Origin of the sequence: Streptomyces sp. NBC_00258, from assembly GCF_036182465.1 — a bacterium.
GTDB lineage: Bacteria > Actinomycetota > Actinomycetes > Streptomycetales > Streptomycetaceae > Streptomyces.
The window spans coordinates 3,954,472-3,972,504 of the sequence record NZ_CP108081.1 but is presented as its reverse complement, the minus strand read 5'-3'; the positions used below and the strand labels follow the sequence as shown (position 1 = coordinate 3,972,504).

The following is an 18,033-nucleotide window of genomic DNA, read 5'->3' as shown; positions in this document are numbered from 1 at the left end:
ACCACCAGACAACTGCTACTGCACGAACGTCACGCGCGCCACGTGCCCTGCCAGGTACGTGGCGCGTGTGGTGAGGAGAGTCTTTTGAGTCATCCGCATCCTGAACTCGCCGCTCCGCCGGTCCTCCCGAAGGATGGCCTGCGGGTCACCCCACTCGGCGGCCTCGGTGAAATCGGCCGAAACATGACGGTCTTCGAGTACGGAGGCCGCCTTCTGATCGTCGACTGCGGCGTGCTCTTCCCGGAGGAGGAGCAGCCCGGAATCGACCTGATCCTGCCGGACTTCAGTTCCATCAGGGATCGCCTCGACGACATCGAGGGCATCGTCCTCACCCACGGCCATGAGGACCACATCGGCGGCGTCCCCTTTCTCCTGCGCGAGAAGCCGGACATCCCGCTCATCGGCTCCAAGCTGACCCTCGCCCTCATCGAGGCGAAGCTCCAGGAGCACCGCATCCGTCCGTACACCCTCGAAGTCGCGGAGGGCCACCGAGAGCGCATCGGCCCCTTCGACTGCGAGTTCGTCGCGGTCAACCACTCCATCCCGGACGCCCTCGCGGTCGCCATCCGCACCCCCGCGGGCATGGTCGTCCACACGGGCGACTTCAAGATGGACCAGCTTCCGCTGGACGGGCGTCTCACAGATCTACACGCGTTCGCCCGTCTGAGCGAGGAGGGCATCGACCTCCTCCTCTCGGACTCGACGAACGCCGAGGTCCCGGGCTTCGTCCCGCCCGAGCGCGAGATCTCGAACGTGCTGCGCCAGGTCTTCGCCGGCGCCAGCAAGCGGATCATCGTGGCCAGCTTCGCCAGCCATGTCCACCGCATCCAGCAGATCCTCGACGCCGCCCACGAATACGGGCGCCGGGTCGCCTTCGTCGGCCGTTCGATGGTCCGCAACATGGGCATCGCGAGAGACCTGGGCTATCTGAAGGTCCCGCCGGGCCTGGTCGTCGACGTCAAGACGCTCGACGATCTCCCGGAGCGCGAGATCGTCCTCGTCTGCACGGGCTCACAGGGCGAGCCGATGGCCGCGCTGTCCCGCATGGCGAACCGCGACCACCAGATCCGCATCGTCCAGGGCGACACGGTGATCCTGGCGTCGTCGCTCATCCCGGGCAACGAGAACGCGGTCTACCGCGTCATCAACGGCCTGACCCGCTGGGGCGCCAACGTCGTCCACAAGGGCAACGCCAAGGTGCACGTCTCGGGCCACGCGTCCGCGGGCGAGCTCCTGTACTTCTACAACATCTGCAAGCCGCGCAACCTGATGCCGGTCCACGGTGAATGGCGCCACCTGCGCGCCAACGCCGAGCTGGGCGCGCTCACCGGCGTCCCGCACGACCGGATCGTCATCGCCGAGGACGGCGTCGTCGTCGATCTCGTCGAAGGCAAGGCCAAGATCTCCGGCAAGGTCCAGGCGGGATACGTGTACGTCGACGGCCTCTCGGTCGGTGACGTAGGCGAGCCCGCGCTCAAGGACCGCAAGATCCTCGGCGACGAGGGCATCATCTCGGTCTTCGTGGTGATGGACTCCAGCACGGGCAAGATCACCGGCGGTCCCCACATCCAGGCCCGTGGCTCGGGCATCGACGACTCCGCCTTCAGTGACGTCCTCCCGAGGATCAACGAGGTCCTGGAGAGGTCGGCCCAGGACGGCGTCGTCGAACCCCACCAGATGCAGCAGCTCATCCGCCGCACGCTGGGCAAATGGGTCTCCGACAACTACCGCCGCCGGCCGATGATCCTGCCGGTCGTGGTCGAGGTTTGAGCATCTCGTACGCGTGAACCCGGAGCGGGGCCCCTCGATTTGCATCGGGGCGCCCCGCTCCAGTACGTTTACGGCTCCGCCTGAACGGGAACCCGGCGCAACTGTGCGTCCGGACCACCCCGACCGGGGCGGGAATTCCGACTCAGAACTTCTGATAAAGTCGGAGTCGCCGGAAAGGGAAACGCGAAAGCGAAAACCTGGAAAGCACCGAGGAAATCGGATCGGAAAACGGTCTGATAGAGTCGGAAACGCAAGACCGAAGGGAAGCCCGGAGGAAAGCCCGAGAGGGTGAGTACAAAGGAAGCGTCCGTTCCTTGAGAACTCAACAGCGTGCCAAAAATCAACGCCAGATATGTTGATACCCCGTCTCCGGCCATCACGGCCGGGACGAGGTTCCTTTGAAAAAGTCCTGCCGGGCATTGTTCCGGTAGGCGCACAGCGAGGACGCTGTGAACAGTCGGGCTTATTCCGCCCGGTTGTTCCGCTCTCATGGTGTCATCCCGATTACGGGAATACATTCACGGAGAGTTTGATCCTGGCTCAGGACGAACGCTGGCGGCGTGCTTAACACATGCAAGTCGAACGATGAAGCCCTTCGAGGTGGATTAGTGGCGAACGGGTGAGTAACACGTGGGCAATCTGCCCTTCACTCTGGGACAAGCCCTGGAAACGGGGTCTAATACCGGATAACACTTCCACTCGCATGGGTGGGGGTTGAAAGCTCCGGCGGTGAAGGATGAGCCCGCGGCCTATCAGCTTGTTGGTGAGGTAGAAGCTCACCAAGGCGACGACGGGTAGCCGGCCTGAGAGGGCGACCGGCCACACTGGGACTGAGACACGGCCCAGACTCCTACGGGAGGCAGCAGTGGGGAATATTGCACAATGGGCGAAAGCCTGATGCAGCGACGCCGCGTGAGGGATGACGGCCTTCGGGTTGTAAACCTCTTTCAGCAGGGAAGAAGCGAAAGTGACGGTACCTGCAGAAGAAGCGCCGGCTAACTACGTGCCAGCAGCCGCGGTAATACGTAGGGCGCAAGCGTTGTCCGGAATTATTGGGCGTAAAGAGCTCGTAGGCGGTCTGTCACGTCGGATGTGAAAGCCCGGGGCTTAACCCCGGGTCTGCATTCGATACGGGCAGACTAGAGTGTGGTAGGGGAGATCGGAATTCCTGGTGTAGCGGTGAAATGCGCAGATATCAGGAGGAACACCGGTGGCGAAGGCGGATCTCTGGGCCATTACTGACGCTGAGGAGCGAAAGCGTGGGGAGCGAACAGGATTAGATACCCTGGTAGTCCACGCCGTAAACGGTGGGAACTAGGTGTTGGCGACATTCCACGTCGTCGGTGCCGCAGCTAACGCATTAAGTTCCCCGCCTGGGGAGTACGGCCGCAAGGCTAAAACTCAAAGGAATTGACGGGGGCCCGCACAAGCAGCGGAGCATGTGGCTTAATTCGACGCAACGCGAAGAACCTTACCAAGGCTTGACATCGCCCGGAAAGCATCAGAGATGGTGCCCCCTTGTGGTCGGGTGACAGGTGGTGCATGGCTGTCGTCAGCTCGTGTCGTGAGATGTTGGGTTAAGTCCCGCAACGAGCGCAACCCTTGTTCTGTGTTGCCAGCACGTCCCTTCGGGGATGGTGGGGACTCACAGGAGACTGCCGGGGTCAACTCGGAGGAAGGTGGGGACGACGTCAAGTCATCATGCCCCTTATGTCTTGGGCTGCACACGTGCTACAATGGCAGGTACAATGAGCTGCGATGTCGCAAGGCGGAGCGAATCTCAAAAAGCCTGTCTCAGTTCGGATTGGGGTCTGCAACTCGACCCCATGAAGTCGGAGTTGCTAGTAATCGCAGATCAGCATTGCTGCGGTGAATACGTTCCCGGGCCTTGTACACACCGCCCGTCACGTCACGAAAGTCGGTAACACCCGAAGCCGGTGGCCCAACCCCCTTGTGGGGAGGGAGCTGTCGAAGGTGGGACTGGCGATTGGGACGAAGTCGTAACAAGGTAGCCGTACCGGAAGGTGCGGCTGGATCACCTCCTTTCTAAGGAGCACTTCTTACCGAGTCCTTCGGGACGAGGTCAGAGGCCAGTACATCGGCGTACGTCCGGTGCTGGTTGCTCAAGGGTGGAACGTTGATTATTCGGCACTCTCAGTCATCTCGGGCTGCAAGTACTGTCCTTCGGGGCGTGGAAAGCTGATCACGAGTGGCGAGGGTGCCGGGCACGCTGTTGGGTGTCTGAGGGTACGGACTTTATGTCTGGATCTTCAGTGCCGGCCCCGGTGAAAATCTGCTTCGGCGGGTTGTGACGGGTGGTTGGTCGTTGTTTGAGAACTGCACAGTGGACGCGAGCATCTGTGGCCAAGTTTTTAAGGGCGCACGGTGGATGCCTTGGTACCAGGAACCGATGAAGGACGTGGGAGGCCACGATAGTCCCCGGGGAGCCGTCAACCAGGCTTTGATCCGGGGGTTTCCGAATGGGGAAACCCGGCAGTCGTCATGGGCTGTCACCCACATCTGAACACATAGGGTGTGTGGAGGGAACGCGGGGAAGTGAAACATCTCAGTACCCGCAGGAAGAGAAAACAACCGTGATTCCGGGAGTAGTGGCGAGCGAAACCGGATGAGGCCAAACCGTATACGTGTGAGACCCGGCAGGGGTTGCGTGTACGGGGTTGTGGGATCTCTCTTTCACAGTCTGCCGGCTGTGAGACGAGTCAGAAACCGTTGGTGTAGGCGAAGGACATGCGAAAGGTCCGGCGTAGAGGGTAAGACCCCCGTAGTCGAAACATCAACGGCTCGTTTGAGAGACACCCAAGTAGCACGGGGCCCGAGAAATCCCGTGTGAATCTGGCGGGACCACCCGCTAAGCCTAAATATTCCCTGGTGACCGATAGCGGATAGTACCGTGAGGGAATGGTGAAAAGTACCGCGGGAGCGGAGTGAAATAGTACCTGAAACCGTGTGCCTACAAGCCGTGGGAGCGTCGCTGTATGTGCTTGCACATACAGTCGTGACTGCGTGCCTTTTGAAGAATGAGCCTGCGAGTTTGCGGTGTGTTGCGAGGTTAACCCGTGTGGGGAAGCCGTAGCGAAAGCGAGTCCGAACAGGGCGATATAGTAGCGCGCTCAAGACCCGAAGCGGAGTGATCTAGCCATGGGCAGGTTGAAGCGGCTGTAAGAGGTCGTGGAGGACCGAACCCACCAGGGTTGAAAACCTGGGGGATGACCTGTGGTTAGGGGTGAAAGGCCAATCAAACTCCGTGATAGCTGGTTCTCCCCGAAATGCATTTAGGTGCAGCGTCGTGTGTTTCTTGCCGGAGGTAGAGCACTGGATAGGCGATGGGCCCTACCGGGTTACTGACCTTAGCCAAACTCCGAATGCCGGTAAGTGAGAGCACGGCAGTGAGACTGTGGGGGATAAGCTCCATGGTCGAGAGGGAAACAGCCCAGAGCATCGACTAAGGCCCCTAAGCGTACGCTAAGTGGGAAAGGATGTGGAGTCGCAGAGACAACCAGGAGGTTGGCTTAGAAGCAGCCACCCTTGAAAGAGTGCGTAATAGCTCACTGGTCTAGTGATTCCGCGCCGACAATGTAGCGGGGCTCAAGCGTACCGCCGAAGTCGTGTCATTTCAGCATATAGGGCCAACGCCCGCTGGGATGGGTAGGGGAGCGTCGTGTGCCGGGTGAAGCCGCAGCGGAAGCTAGTGGTGGACGGTTCACGAGTGAGAATGCAGGCATGAGTAGCGATACACACGTGAGAAACGTGTGCGCCGATTGACTAAGGGTTCCTGGGTCAAGCTGATCTGCCCAGGGTAAGTCGGGACCTAAGGCGAGGCCGACAGGCGTAGTCGATGGATAACCGGTTGATATTCCGGTACCCGCTGTGAAGCGTCAAACAGTGAACCAGGCGATGCTAAGTCCGTGAAGCCGCCCTGGAGCCTTCGGGCAAAGGGGAGTGGTGGAGCCGACGGACCAGACCTGTAGTAGGTGAGTGATGGGGTGACGCAGGAAGGTAGTCCAGCCCGGGCGGTGGTTGTCCCGGGGTAAGGGTGTAGGACGTCAGGTAGGTAAATCCGCCTGGCAATAGTCTGAGACCTGATGCCGAGCCGATTGTGGTGAAGTGGATGATCCTATGCTGTCGAGAAAAGCCTCTAGCGAGTTTCATGGCGGCCCGTACCCTAAACCGACTCAGGTGGTCAGGTAGAGAATACCGAGGCGTTCGGGTGAACTATGGTTAAGGAACTCGGCAAAATGCCCCCGTAACTTCGGGAGAAGGGGGGCCATCACTGGTGATCCGTTTTACACGGTGAGCTGGGGGTGGCCGCAGAGACCAGCGAGAAGCGACTGTTTACTAAAAACACAGGTCCGTGCGAAGCCGTAAGGCGATGTATACGGACTGACGCCTGCCCGGTGCTGGAACGTTAAGGGGACCGGTTAGTGCACTTTCGGGTGTGCGAAGCTGAGAACTTAAGCGCCAGTAAACGGCGGTGGTAACTATAACCATCCTAAGGTAGCGAAATTCCTTGTCGGGTAAGTTCCGACCTGCACGAATGGCGTAACGACTTCTCGACTGTCTCAACCATAGGCCCGGTGAAATTGCACTACGAGTAAAGATGCTCGTTTCGCGCAGCAGGACGGAAAGACCCCGGGACCTTTACTACAGTTTGATATTGGTGTTCGGTTCGGCTTGTGTAGGATAGCTGGGAGACTGTGAAGTCATGGCGCCAGCCATGGTGGAGTCGTCGTTGAAATACCAGTCTGGTCGTGCTGGATGTCTAACCTGGGTCCGTGATCCGGATCAGGGACAGTGTCTGATGGGTAGTTTAACTGGGGCGGTTGCCTCCTAAAGAGTAACGGAGGCGCCCAAAGGTTCCCTCAGCCTGGTTGGCAATCAGGTGTTGAGTGTAAGTGCACAAGGGAGCTTGACTGTGAGACCGACGGGTCGAGCAGGGACGAAAGTCGGGACTAGTGATCCGGCGGTGGCTTGTGGAAGCGCCGTCGCTCAACGGATAAAAGGTACCCCGGGGATAACAGGCTGATCTTCCCCAAGAGTCCATATCGACGGGATGGTTTGGCACCTCGATGTCGGCTCGTCGCATCCTGGGGCTGGAGTCGGTCCCAAGGGTTGGGCTGTTCGCCCATTAAAGCGGTACGCGAGCTGGGTTTAGAACGTCGTGAGACAGTTCGGTCCCTATCCGCTGTGCGCGTAGGAATATTGAGAAGGGCTGTCCCTAGTACGAGAGGACCGGGACGGACGAACCTCTGGTGTGCCAGTTGTCCTGCCAAGGGCATGGCTGGTTGGCTACGTTCGGGAGGGATAACCGCTGAAAGCATCTAAGCGGGAAGCCTGCTTCGAGATGAGTATTCCCACCAACTAGATTGGTTAAGGCTCCCAGTAGACGACTGGGTTGATAGGCCGGATGTGGAAGCCTCGTAAGGGGTGAAGCTGACCGGTACTAATAGGCCGAGGGCTTGTCCTCAGTTGCTCGCGTCCACTGTGTTGGTTCTGAAACCACGAACAACCCCATACCCGTGTGGCCACGCGGTGTGGTGCGGTATTCACAGTTTCATAGTGTTTCGGTGGTCATAGCGTGAGGGAAACGCCCGGTAACATTCCGAACCCGGAAGCTAAGCCTTACAGCGCCGATGGTACTGCAGGGGGGACCCTGTGGGAGAGTAGGACACCGCCGAACTATTATTAATAGAGCTGGTCCCTGAACTTCGGTTCAGGGACCAGCTCTTTTTTGTTGTGCGTCACTTGGAGTTCACGTTGCGCGACCAACATCCGTCACATGGGTACTGCTGCAATGCTCCGGGCCGCGGGCGTGGGAATCGGTGACGAGGTCATCGTGCCGGCGTTCGGCAACGTCGAGGTCGCCGAGGCCGTGATCCAGGCCGGTGCGATGCCGGTCTTCGCCGACATAGACCCGGGCACGTACTGCCTGGACGCCGCCGAGGTGAACGCGGCCGTCGGTCCGCGGACGGTCGCTGTCGTCGCCGTACACCGCTTCGGTAGGCCGGCTGACATCGCGCGGCTCCGGAACGTCGGGCAGCGGCACGGGCTGCTCGTGCTGGAGCAGGGCGAGTCCGAGGCGCCGTACGACGAGATCGAGGAGCGCAGGGCGCATGCGGCGTACCTCGACGGGCGGTTGAGGGGTGTGCGGACGCCGGTGCGCGGCATCGGACACACGTACCAGCAGTACGTCGTTCGGGTGCCGGGGAACGGGCGGCCGGACCGGGACGCCTTCGCTCGGGCCGTGCGGGCCAAGGGAGTCGAGTGCCGGGTGCCGGTGAAGACGCCCGTGCACCGGATGCCCGTGTTCAGGCGGGACGTCTGTCTGCCGGAGACCGAGCGGGCCGCCGACGAGACGCTGGCTCTGCCTGTCGACGCGTCGTTGACGAAGCGGGAGATGCAGCGGATGGTGTCCGCGTGCAACGCCCTCGGTGGGCTCCTGCAGCCCGCTTTCTAGGCGTCGAACACGGTTGGGAGCACGCCGCCGTTCGGGGTATGATCTATTCCGTTGCCGCGAGGGAGACCTCGAAGAGTAACTGGCCCCCCTAGCTCAGTCGGCAGAGCGTCTCCATGGTAAGGAGAAGGTCAACGGTTCGATTCCGTTGGGGGGCTCAGACAAAAAGGCCTCCGCCCTTGTGGGCGGGGGCCTTTCGTGTGTCCGGGACTGGTCCCTCCGGGCCGGGCTCAGTCGTTCTGGAGGCCCGGAACGCGCATCGCGAGGATCGCCATGTCATCTGACGGGGCGTCCGACGCGAAGCGTTCCACCGCGCGCATGATGCGGGCGGCCACGGCTCCTGCCGTCAGGCCCGTGCAGGTCGTGAGGACGTCGGTGAGGCCGTCGTCGCCCAACATGCGGGTGCCTTCGCGGCGTTCGGTGACGCCGTCCGTCACGCACAGCAGGACGTCGCCCGGGTCGAGCGTGATCGTCTGCTCGTACAGCTCCAGGTCCTCCATCACGCCGAGGAGCGGCTGAGGTTCGGCGGCCGGTTCGACCGTGCCGTCCTGGCGGAGGCGCAGGGGGAGCGGGTGGCCGGCGCAGACGACCTTGAGGAGCGCCGAGCCGTCCTCCTGGGGCCACAACTCCCCGTACAGGAGTGTCAGGAAGCGGCTGCGGGCGCCCTCGTCGAGGATCGCGGAGTTCAGGCGCTCCAGGACCGCCGGGCCGCCGAAGCCCTCGCGGGCGAGCAGGCGCAGCGCGTGCCGGGCGAGGCCCGTGACCGCGGCCGCCTCCGGGCCCGTACCGCAGACGTCTCCGATGGCGAAGCCGTAGGCGCCGTCGCGGATGGGGAAGAGGTCGTAGAAGTCGCCGCCGACTTCGTTGCCCTCGCCCGCCGCGCGGTAGATGACCTCGACCTCCACGCCCTGGACCTGGGGGAGTTCCGGGGGCAGGAGGCTGCGCTGGAGGGACTGGCTGATGGCCGTGCGCTCCGAGTACAGGCGGGCGTTGTCGAGGGCCAGGGCGGCCCTGCGGCTCAAGTCCTCGGCGAGTTCCAGGATTTCCTGGCGGAAGTGTTCGTCCGACGGCTTGCCGAGCGTCAGCATGCCGATGACGCGGTTGCGGGCCACCAGGGGGAGTACGACCGTTTCGCCACCGACCGCGGCGGCCGTCTGCAGTGTCGTGCCGATGCCGGAGCTCACCGTGGCGGGCTCGCCCAGGCCGAGGCTGCGCATGGAGGTGCGCAGGGCGGCCTGGTGGGCCGCCTCCGCGGGAGCGGCCCAGACGCGGGCGCCGGGGGTCGGGACGGGGTCAGGAGGGGCGATCTTCGACAGGAGGGCCTTGAGGCCGTCGATGCGCTCCTCGTCCTCGTGCAGGACGTACGAAAGATATGGATCCGATGCCTGGTCGGCGATCGTGTAGACGGCGCACCAGGTGGCCAGGGTCGGGACCGTCATCTGGGCCATCAGGGCCAGTGTCTGGTCGCGGTCCAGCGTGCCCGCGAGGAGGTCCGAGGCCTCGACGAGGAAGGACAGGGAGCCGCGGCGCAGGCGCTCCAGTTCGCCCAGACGCGCCGACTCCACGGCGAGCGCGATGCGGTCGGCGGCGAACTGGAGGCGCAGGGCCTCCTCGTTCGAATACCGCCCCTGGGCCTCGGCCGCGACGCCGAGTGAACCGGTCAGGCGGCCCTCGACCTTGAGGGGGACCGTGACGACCGAGCGCATGCCCGTGCCGCTGAGCAGCGGCACGGCACCCGGAACGACCGTCAGATCCTCGTGTACGGCGGGCATACGGGCCGAGCCGTAGCGGCCGGGGCCCGCTTCCACGGGGACGCGGGCGAAGCGCTGGCGGGCGGAGGGGAGCCCGGTGGAGGCGCGGACCTCCAACTCCGTTTCGTCGTCGGTCGCCAGGAGGAGGAAGGCGGAGTCGCCGTCGAGCATGTCGCGGGCGCGCTCCACCGTGCGCTGGAGGAGGCCGTCCAGGTCGTCGGGGGCCGGCGAGCCGATGAAGACCTCGAAGGGGTCCGACGCCTGGCCCTCCGAACTGGTCGTCGTGTCCGAGGCGTTGACGCGCAACGGGGTCTGCAGGACGGCGCGCTCGTGGTCGCGGACGAGAAGGCAGACCGTCGAGGGTTCGCCGCCCGTGTCCCGGACGCGCAGATGCGAGGCGTAGACGGGCGTCACACGGCCGTTGGCGGCGCGGAGGCCGTAGCTGCCCTCCCAGCGGGAGAGTTGGAGCGCCTCGACGATGCCGGTGCTGGTGCCGGGCGTGTGCGGCCAGGCCGCGAGGTCGGTGAGGGGCTTGCCGATGACCTGCTCGGCCGCGTACCCGAAGAGTTCCTCCGCGTCCTCGTTCCAGGCGTTGATGGCGCCGGTGCGGTCGATCTGGACGACCGCCACGCGTACGCGGCCGTCGGCGAGCGGGAGGAGGTTGGCCGGGAGGGCGGGGCCGGCCGTGCGGGTGCCCACCGAGCGTTCCGGCAGTTCCAGCTGGAACCAGACCTGCTTGTGCGTGGGCGTGTACTCGACGCCCCAGCGGCCGGCCAGGGCGGCGCAGAGCTGAAGGCCGCGGCCTCCCTCGCGGTCGGGACTGCCCATGTTGATGGCGGTCGCCTGGAGTGGAATCTCACGTTCCGGGTAGCGGTCCCCCACCTCGATCCGTACGCCCTCGTCGCTGCGCAGACACAGGACGTCGGCGGACGTGCCCGCGTGCACCACGGCATTGGTGACAAGCTCGCTGGTGAGGACCACGGCGTCGTCGACGATGTCGGCGAAGCCCCAACCCTGGAGGGTGTCACGGACGAAGGACCGAGCGGTCGCGACGGACCGCCCGACAGGATCGAAGCTGGCGGCCGCGCGCGCGGTGATCACAGAACTCCTTGTCCGGTTGTCGGAGGGCAGCGCTGCGTGGCCGACCCGCTCCTGCCGTGGCAGGGGCTGGTTCCCCGTCGGCCGGGGATCCTGGGGTGGTCCCCCGGGATGCAGTTCGGTGGTCATGGTGCGGTGCCCCTCCGATGCCTGCCCGCTCGTGCTCGTGCCACCGCCCAGGCCGGAAGGACCGGCGTGGCTGGACAGCCGCATGCAAGGTTACTTACCTTCGCCGTCCATGCGGATGCCGGTCACCACTGTTTCCACTCCGGAGCGTGTGTGCGGACCATGTGCGAAGCTGCCGAACTGTTATGGCCTGGTTCAGCCATGGTGAAACACTGGGCAAGCTTCTAGGGAAGGTCAGGGCAGGCCGAGTGCCTTCCAGTACGCCGAGCAGTAGTACCCGAGTACGCCGAGCAGTAAATGGTCGACCCTTGCGGGAGGGACACAGTGGAGTCTGGCGCAGCGACGCGGGGCACTAAAACGCGCGCGAAAGGCGGACAGTCCCTGAGTAACCAGCGCAAACCACGCAATGGCACCACCGCCGTGGATACGGCTGCCCTGAACAGGCTGCTGGCGGCCCTGGTGTCGATGCGGGACGGCAACTTCCGTAAGCGGCTCACGGTCTCGGGCGATGGCGTGATGTCCGAGATTGCGGCGGTTTTCAATGAAGTGGCCGACCGGAATCTGCATCTGACGGGCGAGCTGGCGCGTGTGCGCCGCATGGTCGGCCGCGAGGGGAAGCTGACGGAGCGGCTGGAGTCCGGCGCCTGTGAGGGCTCCTGGGGCACCGCGATCGACAACTCCAACGCGCTGGTCGACGACCTCGTACGGCCCGTCTCCGAGGTCGGGCGGGTGCTGTCCGCCGTGGCGGAGGGTGATCTGTCGCCGCGTATGGAGCTGCGGGCGCAGGCCGCGGACGGGAACGGGCATCCGCTGCGCGGGGAGTTCCTGAAGGTCGGGCGCACGGTCAACAACCTGGTCGACCAGCTGTCGACGTTCACCGACGAGGTCACCCGCGTGGCCAGCGAGGTGGGCACCGAGGGCAAGCTGGGCGGACAGGCGCGGGTGCGCGGAATGTCCGGTTCGTGGAAGGACCTCACGGACTCGGTCAACACCATGGCGTACCGGCTGACGGCCCAGGTGCGGGACATCGCACTCGTGACCACGGCGGTCGCCAAGGGTGACTTGTCCCGGAAGGTCACGGTTCACGTGGCCGGCGAGATGCTGGAGCTCAAGAACACCGTCAACACGATGGTCGACCAGCTGTCCTCTTTCTCCTCCGAGGTGACGCGAGTCGCGCGCGAGGTGGGCACCGAGGGCGAGCTCGGCGGCCAGGCACAGGTGCCGGGTGTGGCCGGTGTGTGGAAGGACCTCACCGATTCGGTGAATCTTATGGCGGGCAATCTGACCGCGCAGGTGCGCGGGATCGCCCAGGTGACGACGGCGGTGGCCAACGGCGACCTGTCGCAGAAGGTGACCGTGTCGGCGCGCGGCGAGGTCGCGCAGCTCGCCGAGACGATCAACCAGATGACCGAGACGCTGCGTACGTTCGCGGACGAGGTCACCCGCGTGGCCAACGAGGTCGGCGGCGAGGGGCGGCTCGGCGGGCAGGCGAACGTGCCGGGCGCGGCGGGAACGTGGAAGGACCTCACCGATTCGGTGAACACGGTCTTCCGGAATCTCACCACTCAGGTGCGGGACATCGCCGCGGTGACGACGGCCGTGGCCAACGGTGACCTGTCGCAGAAGGTCAGCGTCGAGGTCGCCGGCGAGATGCTGGAGCTGAAGAACACCGTCAACACGATGGTCGACCAGCTGTCGAGCTTCGGCGCCGAGGTGACCCGCGTGGCGCGGGAGATCGGTGTCGAGGGTGAGCTGGGCGGCCAGGCGGCGGTGCCGGGCGCGGCCGGCACGTGGAAGGACCTCACGGACTCCGTCAACACGGCGTTCCGGAATCTCACCGGACAGGTGAGGAACATCGCGCAGGTGACGACGGCGGTGGCCAATGGCGACCTGTCGCAGAAGGTCACCGTGGACGTCTCCGGCGAGATGCTCCAGCTGAAGAACACCGTGAACACGATGGTGGACCAGCTGTCGTCCTTCGCCGACCAGGTGACGCGGATGGCGCGTGACGTGGGTACGGAGGGCCGGCTGGGCGGCCAGGCGCGTGTGGACGGAGTGTCCGGCACGTGGAAGGACCTCACCGACTCCGTCAACTTCATGGCGGGCAACCTGACGTCCCAGGTGCGGCAGATCGCCCAGGTGACGACGGCGGTCGCCCGGGGTGACCTGTCGCAGAAGATCGAGGTCGACGCCCGCGGCGAGATCCTGGAGCTGAAGAACACCATCAACACGATGGTCGACCAGCTCAGCGCGTTCGCCGAGCAGGTGACCAGGGTGGCCCGTGAGGTGGGTACGGACGGCCGGCTCGGCGGTCAGGCGCAGGTGCCCGGCGTCGCCGGTGTGTGGCGCGACCTGACCGACTCCGTGAACGGCATGGCCGGCAACCTCACCGCCCAGGTGCGCAACATCGCGCAGGTCGCGACGGCGGTGGCCCGGGGTGACCTGTCGCAGAAGATCGACGTGGACGCCCGCGGCGAGATCCTGGAGCTGAAGAACACCCTCAACACAATGGTGGACCAGCTCTCGAACTTCGCCGAGCAGGTCACGCGGGTCGCCCGCGAGGTGGGCACCGAGGGCATCCTCGGCGGGCAGGCCGAGGTGCAGGGTGTCTCCGGCACCTGGAAGGACCTCACGCAGTCCGTGAACTTCATGGCGAACAACCTGACGATCCAGGTGCGCAACATCGCCGAGGTCACGACCGCCGTCGCCATGGGCGACCTGTCCAAGAAGATCACCGTCGACGCCAAGGGCGAGATCCTCGAACTGGTCACGACCGTCAACACGATGGTCGACCAGCTGTCGTCGTTCGCCGAGCAGGTGACCCGGGTGGCCCGCGAGGTGGGCACCGAGGGCCAGTTGGGCGGCCAGGCGCGGGTGCCCGGGGTCACGGGCATCTGGAAGGACCTGAGCGACAACGTCAACCTGATGGCCTACAACCTCACCATGCAGGTGCGGAACATCTCGCAGGTCGCGGCGGCCGTCGCCAACGGCGACCTGACGCGGACCGTGACGATCGAGGCGCGCGGCGAGGTCGCGCAGCTCGCCGACACCTTCAACACCATGGTGAAGACGCTGAGTTCGTTCGCCGACCAGGTCACCAAGGTGGCCCGCGAGGTGGGCACGGACGGCATCCTCGGCGGCCAGGCGCGCGTACCGGGTGTGTCCGGTACGTGGAAGGACCTCACCGAGTCCGTGAACGGCATGGCGTCCAACCTGACCGGCCAGGTCCGCAACATCGCGATGGTCACCACGGCCATCGCCAAGGGCGACCTGACCAAGAAGATCGACATCGACGCGCGCGGCGAGATCCTGGAGCTGAAGACCACCATCAACACGATGGTCGACCAGCTGTCGTCGTTCGCCGAGGAGGTCACCCGAGTCGCCCGCGAGGTGGGCACGGAGGGCCAGTTGGGCGGCCAGGCGCGCGTCCGCGACGTCGACGGCACCTGGCGCGACCTCACCGAGTCGGTGAACGAGATGGCCGGGAACCTCACCCGGCAGGTGCGTGCCATCGCGCGCGTGGCGACCGCGGTGACCCGTGGCGACCTCAACCTGAAGATCGACGTGGACGCCTCCGGCGAGATCCAGGAACTTCAGGACTACATCAACAAGATGATCGCCAACCTCCGCGACACCACCATCGCCAACAAGGAGCAGGACTGGCTGAAGGGCAACCTCGCCCGGATCTCCGGTCTGATGCAGGGTCGGCGCGACCTCGCCGACGTGGCCTCGCTGATCATGAGCGAGCTGACTCCGGTGGTTTCGGCGCAGCACGGCGCGTTCTTCCTGGCGATGCCGCTGGACGACGGCAAGGACGTGGGCGCCGCGCACGACGACTCGTACGAGCTGCGCATGCTCGGGTCGTACGGGTACTCCATGGGCTCCATGCCGACGTCGTTCAGGCCCGGGGAGACGCTGATCGGGACGGCCGCCAAGGAGAGGCGGACGATCCTCGTGGAGAACGTGCCGCCGGGGTACCTGAAGATCGCCTCCGGGCTCGGTGAGGCGCCTCCCGCGCATGTCATCGTGCTGCCGGTGCTCTTCGAAGGGACCGTCCTCGGTGTGATCGAGCTGGCGTCGTTCCACTCGTTCACGCACATCCAGAAGGACTTCCTCAGCCAGATCGCCGAGATGATCGCGACGAGCGTCAACACGATCGCGGTCAACACGAAGACCGAGGTACTGCTCAAGCAGTCGCAGGAGTTGACCGAGCAGCTGCGGGAGCGGTCGGCCGAGCTGGAGAACCGGCAGAAGGCCCTCCAGGCGTCCAACGCCGAGCTGGAGGAGAAGGCCGAGCTGCTCGCCCAGCAGAACCGCGACATCGAGGTGAAGAACACCGAGATCGAGGAGGCGCGGCAGGTCCTAGAGGAGCGCGCCGAGCAACTCGCGGTCTCCATGCGCTACAAGAGCGAGTTCCTCGCCAACATGTCGCACGAGCTGCGTACGCCGCTCAACTCGCTGCTGATCCTGGCCAAGCTGCTCGCCGACAACGCGGACTCCAACCTCACCCCGAAGCAGGTCGAGTTCGCCGAGACGATCCACGGTGCGGGTTCCGACCTGCTCCAGCTGATCAACGACATCCTGGACCTGTCGAAGGTCGAGGCGGGCAAGATGGACGTGTCGCCGACGCGTATCGCACTGGTCCAACTCGTCGACTACGTAGAGGCCACTTTCCGTCCGCTGACGGCGGAGAAGGGCCTCGATTTCTCCGTACGGGTGTCGCCGGAGCTGCCGGCCACGCTGCACACGGACGAACAGCGGCTCCTCCAGGTGCTGCGCAACCTGCTCTCCAACGCGGTGAAGTTCACCGACTCCGGAGCGGTCGAACTGGTCATCAGGCCCGCGGGCGCCGAGGTGCCGGTCGCCATCCGGGAACAGCTCCTGGAGGCGGGTTCGCTGCGCGACGCGGACGCCGATCTGATCGCGTTCTCCGTGGCGGACACGGGGATCGGGATCGCGGCCAGCAAGATGCGGGTGATCTTCGAGGCGTTCAAGCAGGCGGACGGCACGACGAGCCGCAAGTACGGCGGTACGGGACTGGGGTTGTCCATCTCGCGGGAGATCGCGCGACTGCTGGGCGGCGAGATCCACGCGCAGAGCGAGCCGGGACGCGGCTCGACCTTCACGCTGTATTTGCCGCTGCACCCGAGCGAACTGCCTCCCCAGGGTTATCCGCAACTCGGTACGCCCATGGAGAACGGGGCGCTTCCGGCCGGCTCGGACGAGGAGAACGGGGGTCACGTGGAGACCCCCGCGGAGGTCAAGTCGTACCAGGAGACCCAGAACGGGGCCGCCGCGCTCTTCAGGCGGCGTCGCAGGGCGATGCCCTCGGCCCAGCAGCGGCCCGCCCTTCCGGGGCCGCAGACGCAGGCCCGGGATTCCTGGACCGTCGGCGGCGAGGAGACGTCCGTGCACTCGCGCGCCGTCATCCGTTTCGAGGGCGAGAAGGTGCTGATCGTCGACGACGACATCCGCAACGTGTTCGCGCTCACCAGCGTCCTGGAGCAGCACGGACTGTCGGTGCTGTACGCCGAGAACGGCCGCGAGGGCATCGAAGTGCTGGAGCAGCACGACGACGTGACGGTCGTCCTGATGGACATCATGATGCCCGAGATGGACGGATACGCGACCACGACGGCGATCCGTCGGATGCCTCAGTTCGCCGGGCTTCCGATCATCGCGCTCACCGCGAAGGCGATGAAGGGCGACCGGGAGAAGGCGATCGAGTCCGGCGCTTCCGACTATGTGACGAAGCCGGTCGATCCCGATCATCTGCTCGCGGTGATGCAGCAGTGGATGAGCGGACAGTGACAGAGTGGCAGGAGTGATCGGCAGGCCGGAAACGGCCGGGTGGCCAGGGGCGTTCGGGCGGAGGCCCGGGCGCGCCGGGCTGTTGACTGAGTGTGCCCGAGGCGGTGTAGAAACCCGGGATTCGGGGAACCTTCTGGTCTCCCGCTACGTTTCTGCTACGTGCACAGTGACATCGCGGTGACAGGGTGTGGCGACAGGCGGGGTGCGGCTACCATGACCGGCACAAGGACGGGCGACGCAAGGGAGTCGTCCCCTGGGGCGGCGCCCGGTGCACTGCCGGGGCGAGGAGGGCGGGCCATGGTGCAGAAGGCCAAGATCCTCCTGGTCGATGACCGGCCGGAGAATCTGCTGGCGCTGGAGGCGATTCTCTCCGCGCTCGATCAGACACTGGTTCGGGCATCTTCCGGGGAGGAAGCGCTCAAAGCACTGCTCACGGACGACTTCGCGGTCATTCTGCTGGATGTCCAGATGCCGGGCATGGACGGTTTCGAAACCGCCGCGCACATCAAGAGGCGAGAACGGACCCGGGACATCCCGATCATCTTCCTCACGGCGATCAACCACGGCCCGCACCACACCTTCCGGGGATACGCGGCGGGTGCGGTGGACTACATCTCGAAGCCGTTCGACCCGTGGGTGCTGCGCGCGAAGGTCTCGGTCTTCGTAGAGCTCTACATGAAGAACTGCCAACTCCGGGAGCAGGCCGCGCTGCTGCGGCTCCAGCTCGAAGGCGGTGGCGGCAAGGCGGCGGTCGGCGACACCAAGGAGCCGGCCGGACTGCTCGCCGAACTCTCCGCGCGGCTCGCGGCTGTCGAGGAGCAGGCCGAGGCCCTCTCCAAACAGCTCGACGACGACTCGGCGGACGCGGCGGCGGTGGCGACCGCGGCCCATCTCGAACGCAAACTCACGGGGTTGCGGCGGGCGCTGGACGCGTTGGAACCGGGGGCGGGGAATGGGGCGGCTTCGTTGCCGTCTCAGAACTGAGTCGGGTCCGCGTCGGCTTGG

5 protein-coding genes, 1 tRNA gene and 3 rRNA genes are annotated in these 18,033 nt (G+C 64.9%); 8 read left to right on the top strand and 1 reads right to left on the bottom strand.

All coding sequences use genetic code 11. The annotated features are described in order from the left end of the window. Positions 1-84 precede the first annotated feature (84 nt). From OG718_RS17585 to OG718_RS17560, 6 genes are all read left to right on the top strand, one after another. The gene (locus OG718_RS17585; protein WP_143640766.1) at positions 85-1,770 is read left to right on the top strand and encodes a ribonuclease J; all 1,686 of its coding nucleotides are present in this window, start codon (positions 85-87) and stop codon (positions 1,768-1,770) included. A gap of 517 nt (positions 1,771-2,287) precedes the next feature. After that, positions 2,288-3,816, top strand: a 16S ribosomal RNA gene (locus OG718_RS17580). Between the two features lie 316 nt (positions 3,817-4,132). Further along, positions 4,133-7,255 (top strand): 23S ribosomal RNA (locus OG718_RS17575). A gap of 96 nt (positions 7,256-7,351) precedes the next feature. After that, positions 7,352-7,468: ribosomal RNA gene (rrf, locus tag OG718_RS17570) — 5S ribosomal RNA — on the top strand. The 16S, 23S and 5S rRNA genes sit together here, the layout of an rRNA operon. A 114-nt stretch (positions 7,469-7,582) precedes the next feature. Then, positions 7,583-8,245 (top strand): DegT/DnrJ/EryC1/StrS family aminotransferase, encoded by a 663-nt coding sequence (locus OG718_RS17565; RefSeq protein WP_143638636.1) that lies wholly within the window; start codon positions 7,583-7,585, stop codon positions 8,243-8,245. A gap of 82 nt (positions 8,246-8,327) precedes the next feature. After that, a tRNA-Thr gene (locus OG718_RS17560) sits at positions 8,328-8,400 on the top strand. A gap of 72 nt (positions 8,401-8,472) precedes the next feature. On the opposite strand, the gene OG718_RS17555 is transcribed toward OG718_RS17560, so the two are convergent. Next, a complete protein-coding gene (locus tag OG718_RS17555) occupies positions 8,473-11,220 on the bottom strand; it encodes a SpoIIE family protein phosphatase (RefSeq protein WP_143638026.1) in 2,748 nt (915 codons plus the stop codon). Between the two features lie 321 nt (positions 11,221-11,541). On the opposite strand from OG718_RS17555, the gene OG718_RS17550 reads away from it, so the two are divergent. Both OG718_RS17550 and OG718_RS17545 read left to right on the top strand, forming a co-directional pair. Further along, a complete protein-coding gene (locus OG718_RS17550; RefSeq protein ID WP_143638028.1) occupies positions 11,542-17,028 on the top strand; it encodes a HAMP domain-containing protein in 5,487 nt (1,828 codons plus the stop codon). 297 nt (positions 17,029-17,325) lie between these two features. Continuing rightward, complete coding sequence (locus tag OG718_RS17545; RefSeq protein WP_143638029.1) at positions 17,326-18,012, top strand: response regulator; 687 nt, start codon at positions 17,326-17,328, stop codon at positions 18,010-18,012. Positions 18,013-18,033: the final 21 nt, after the last annotated feature.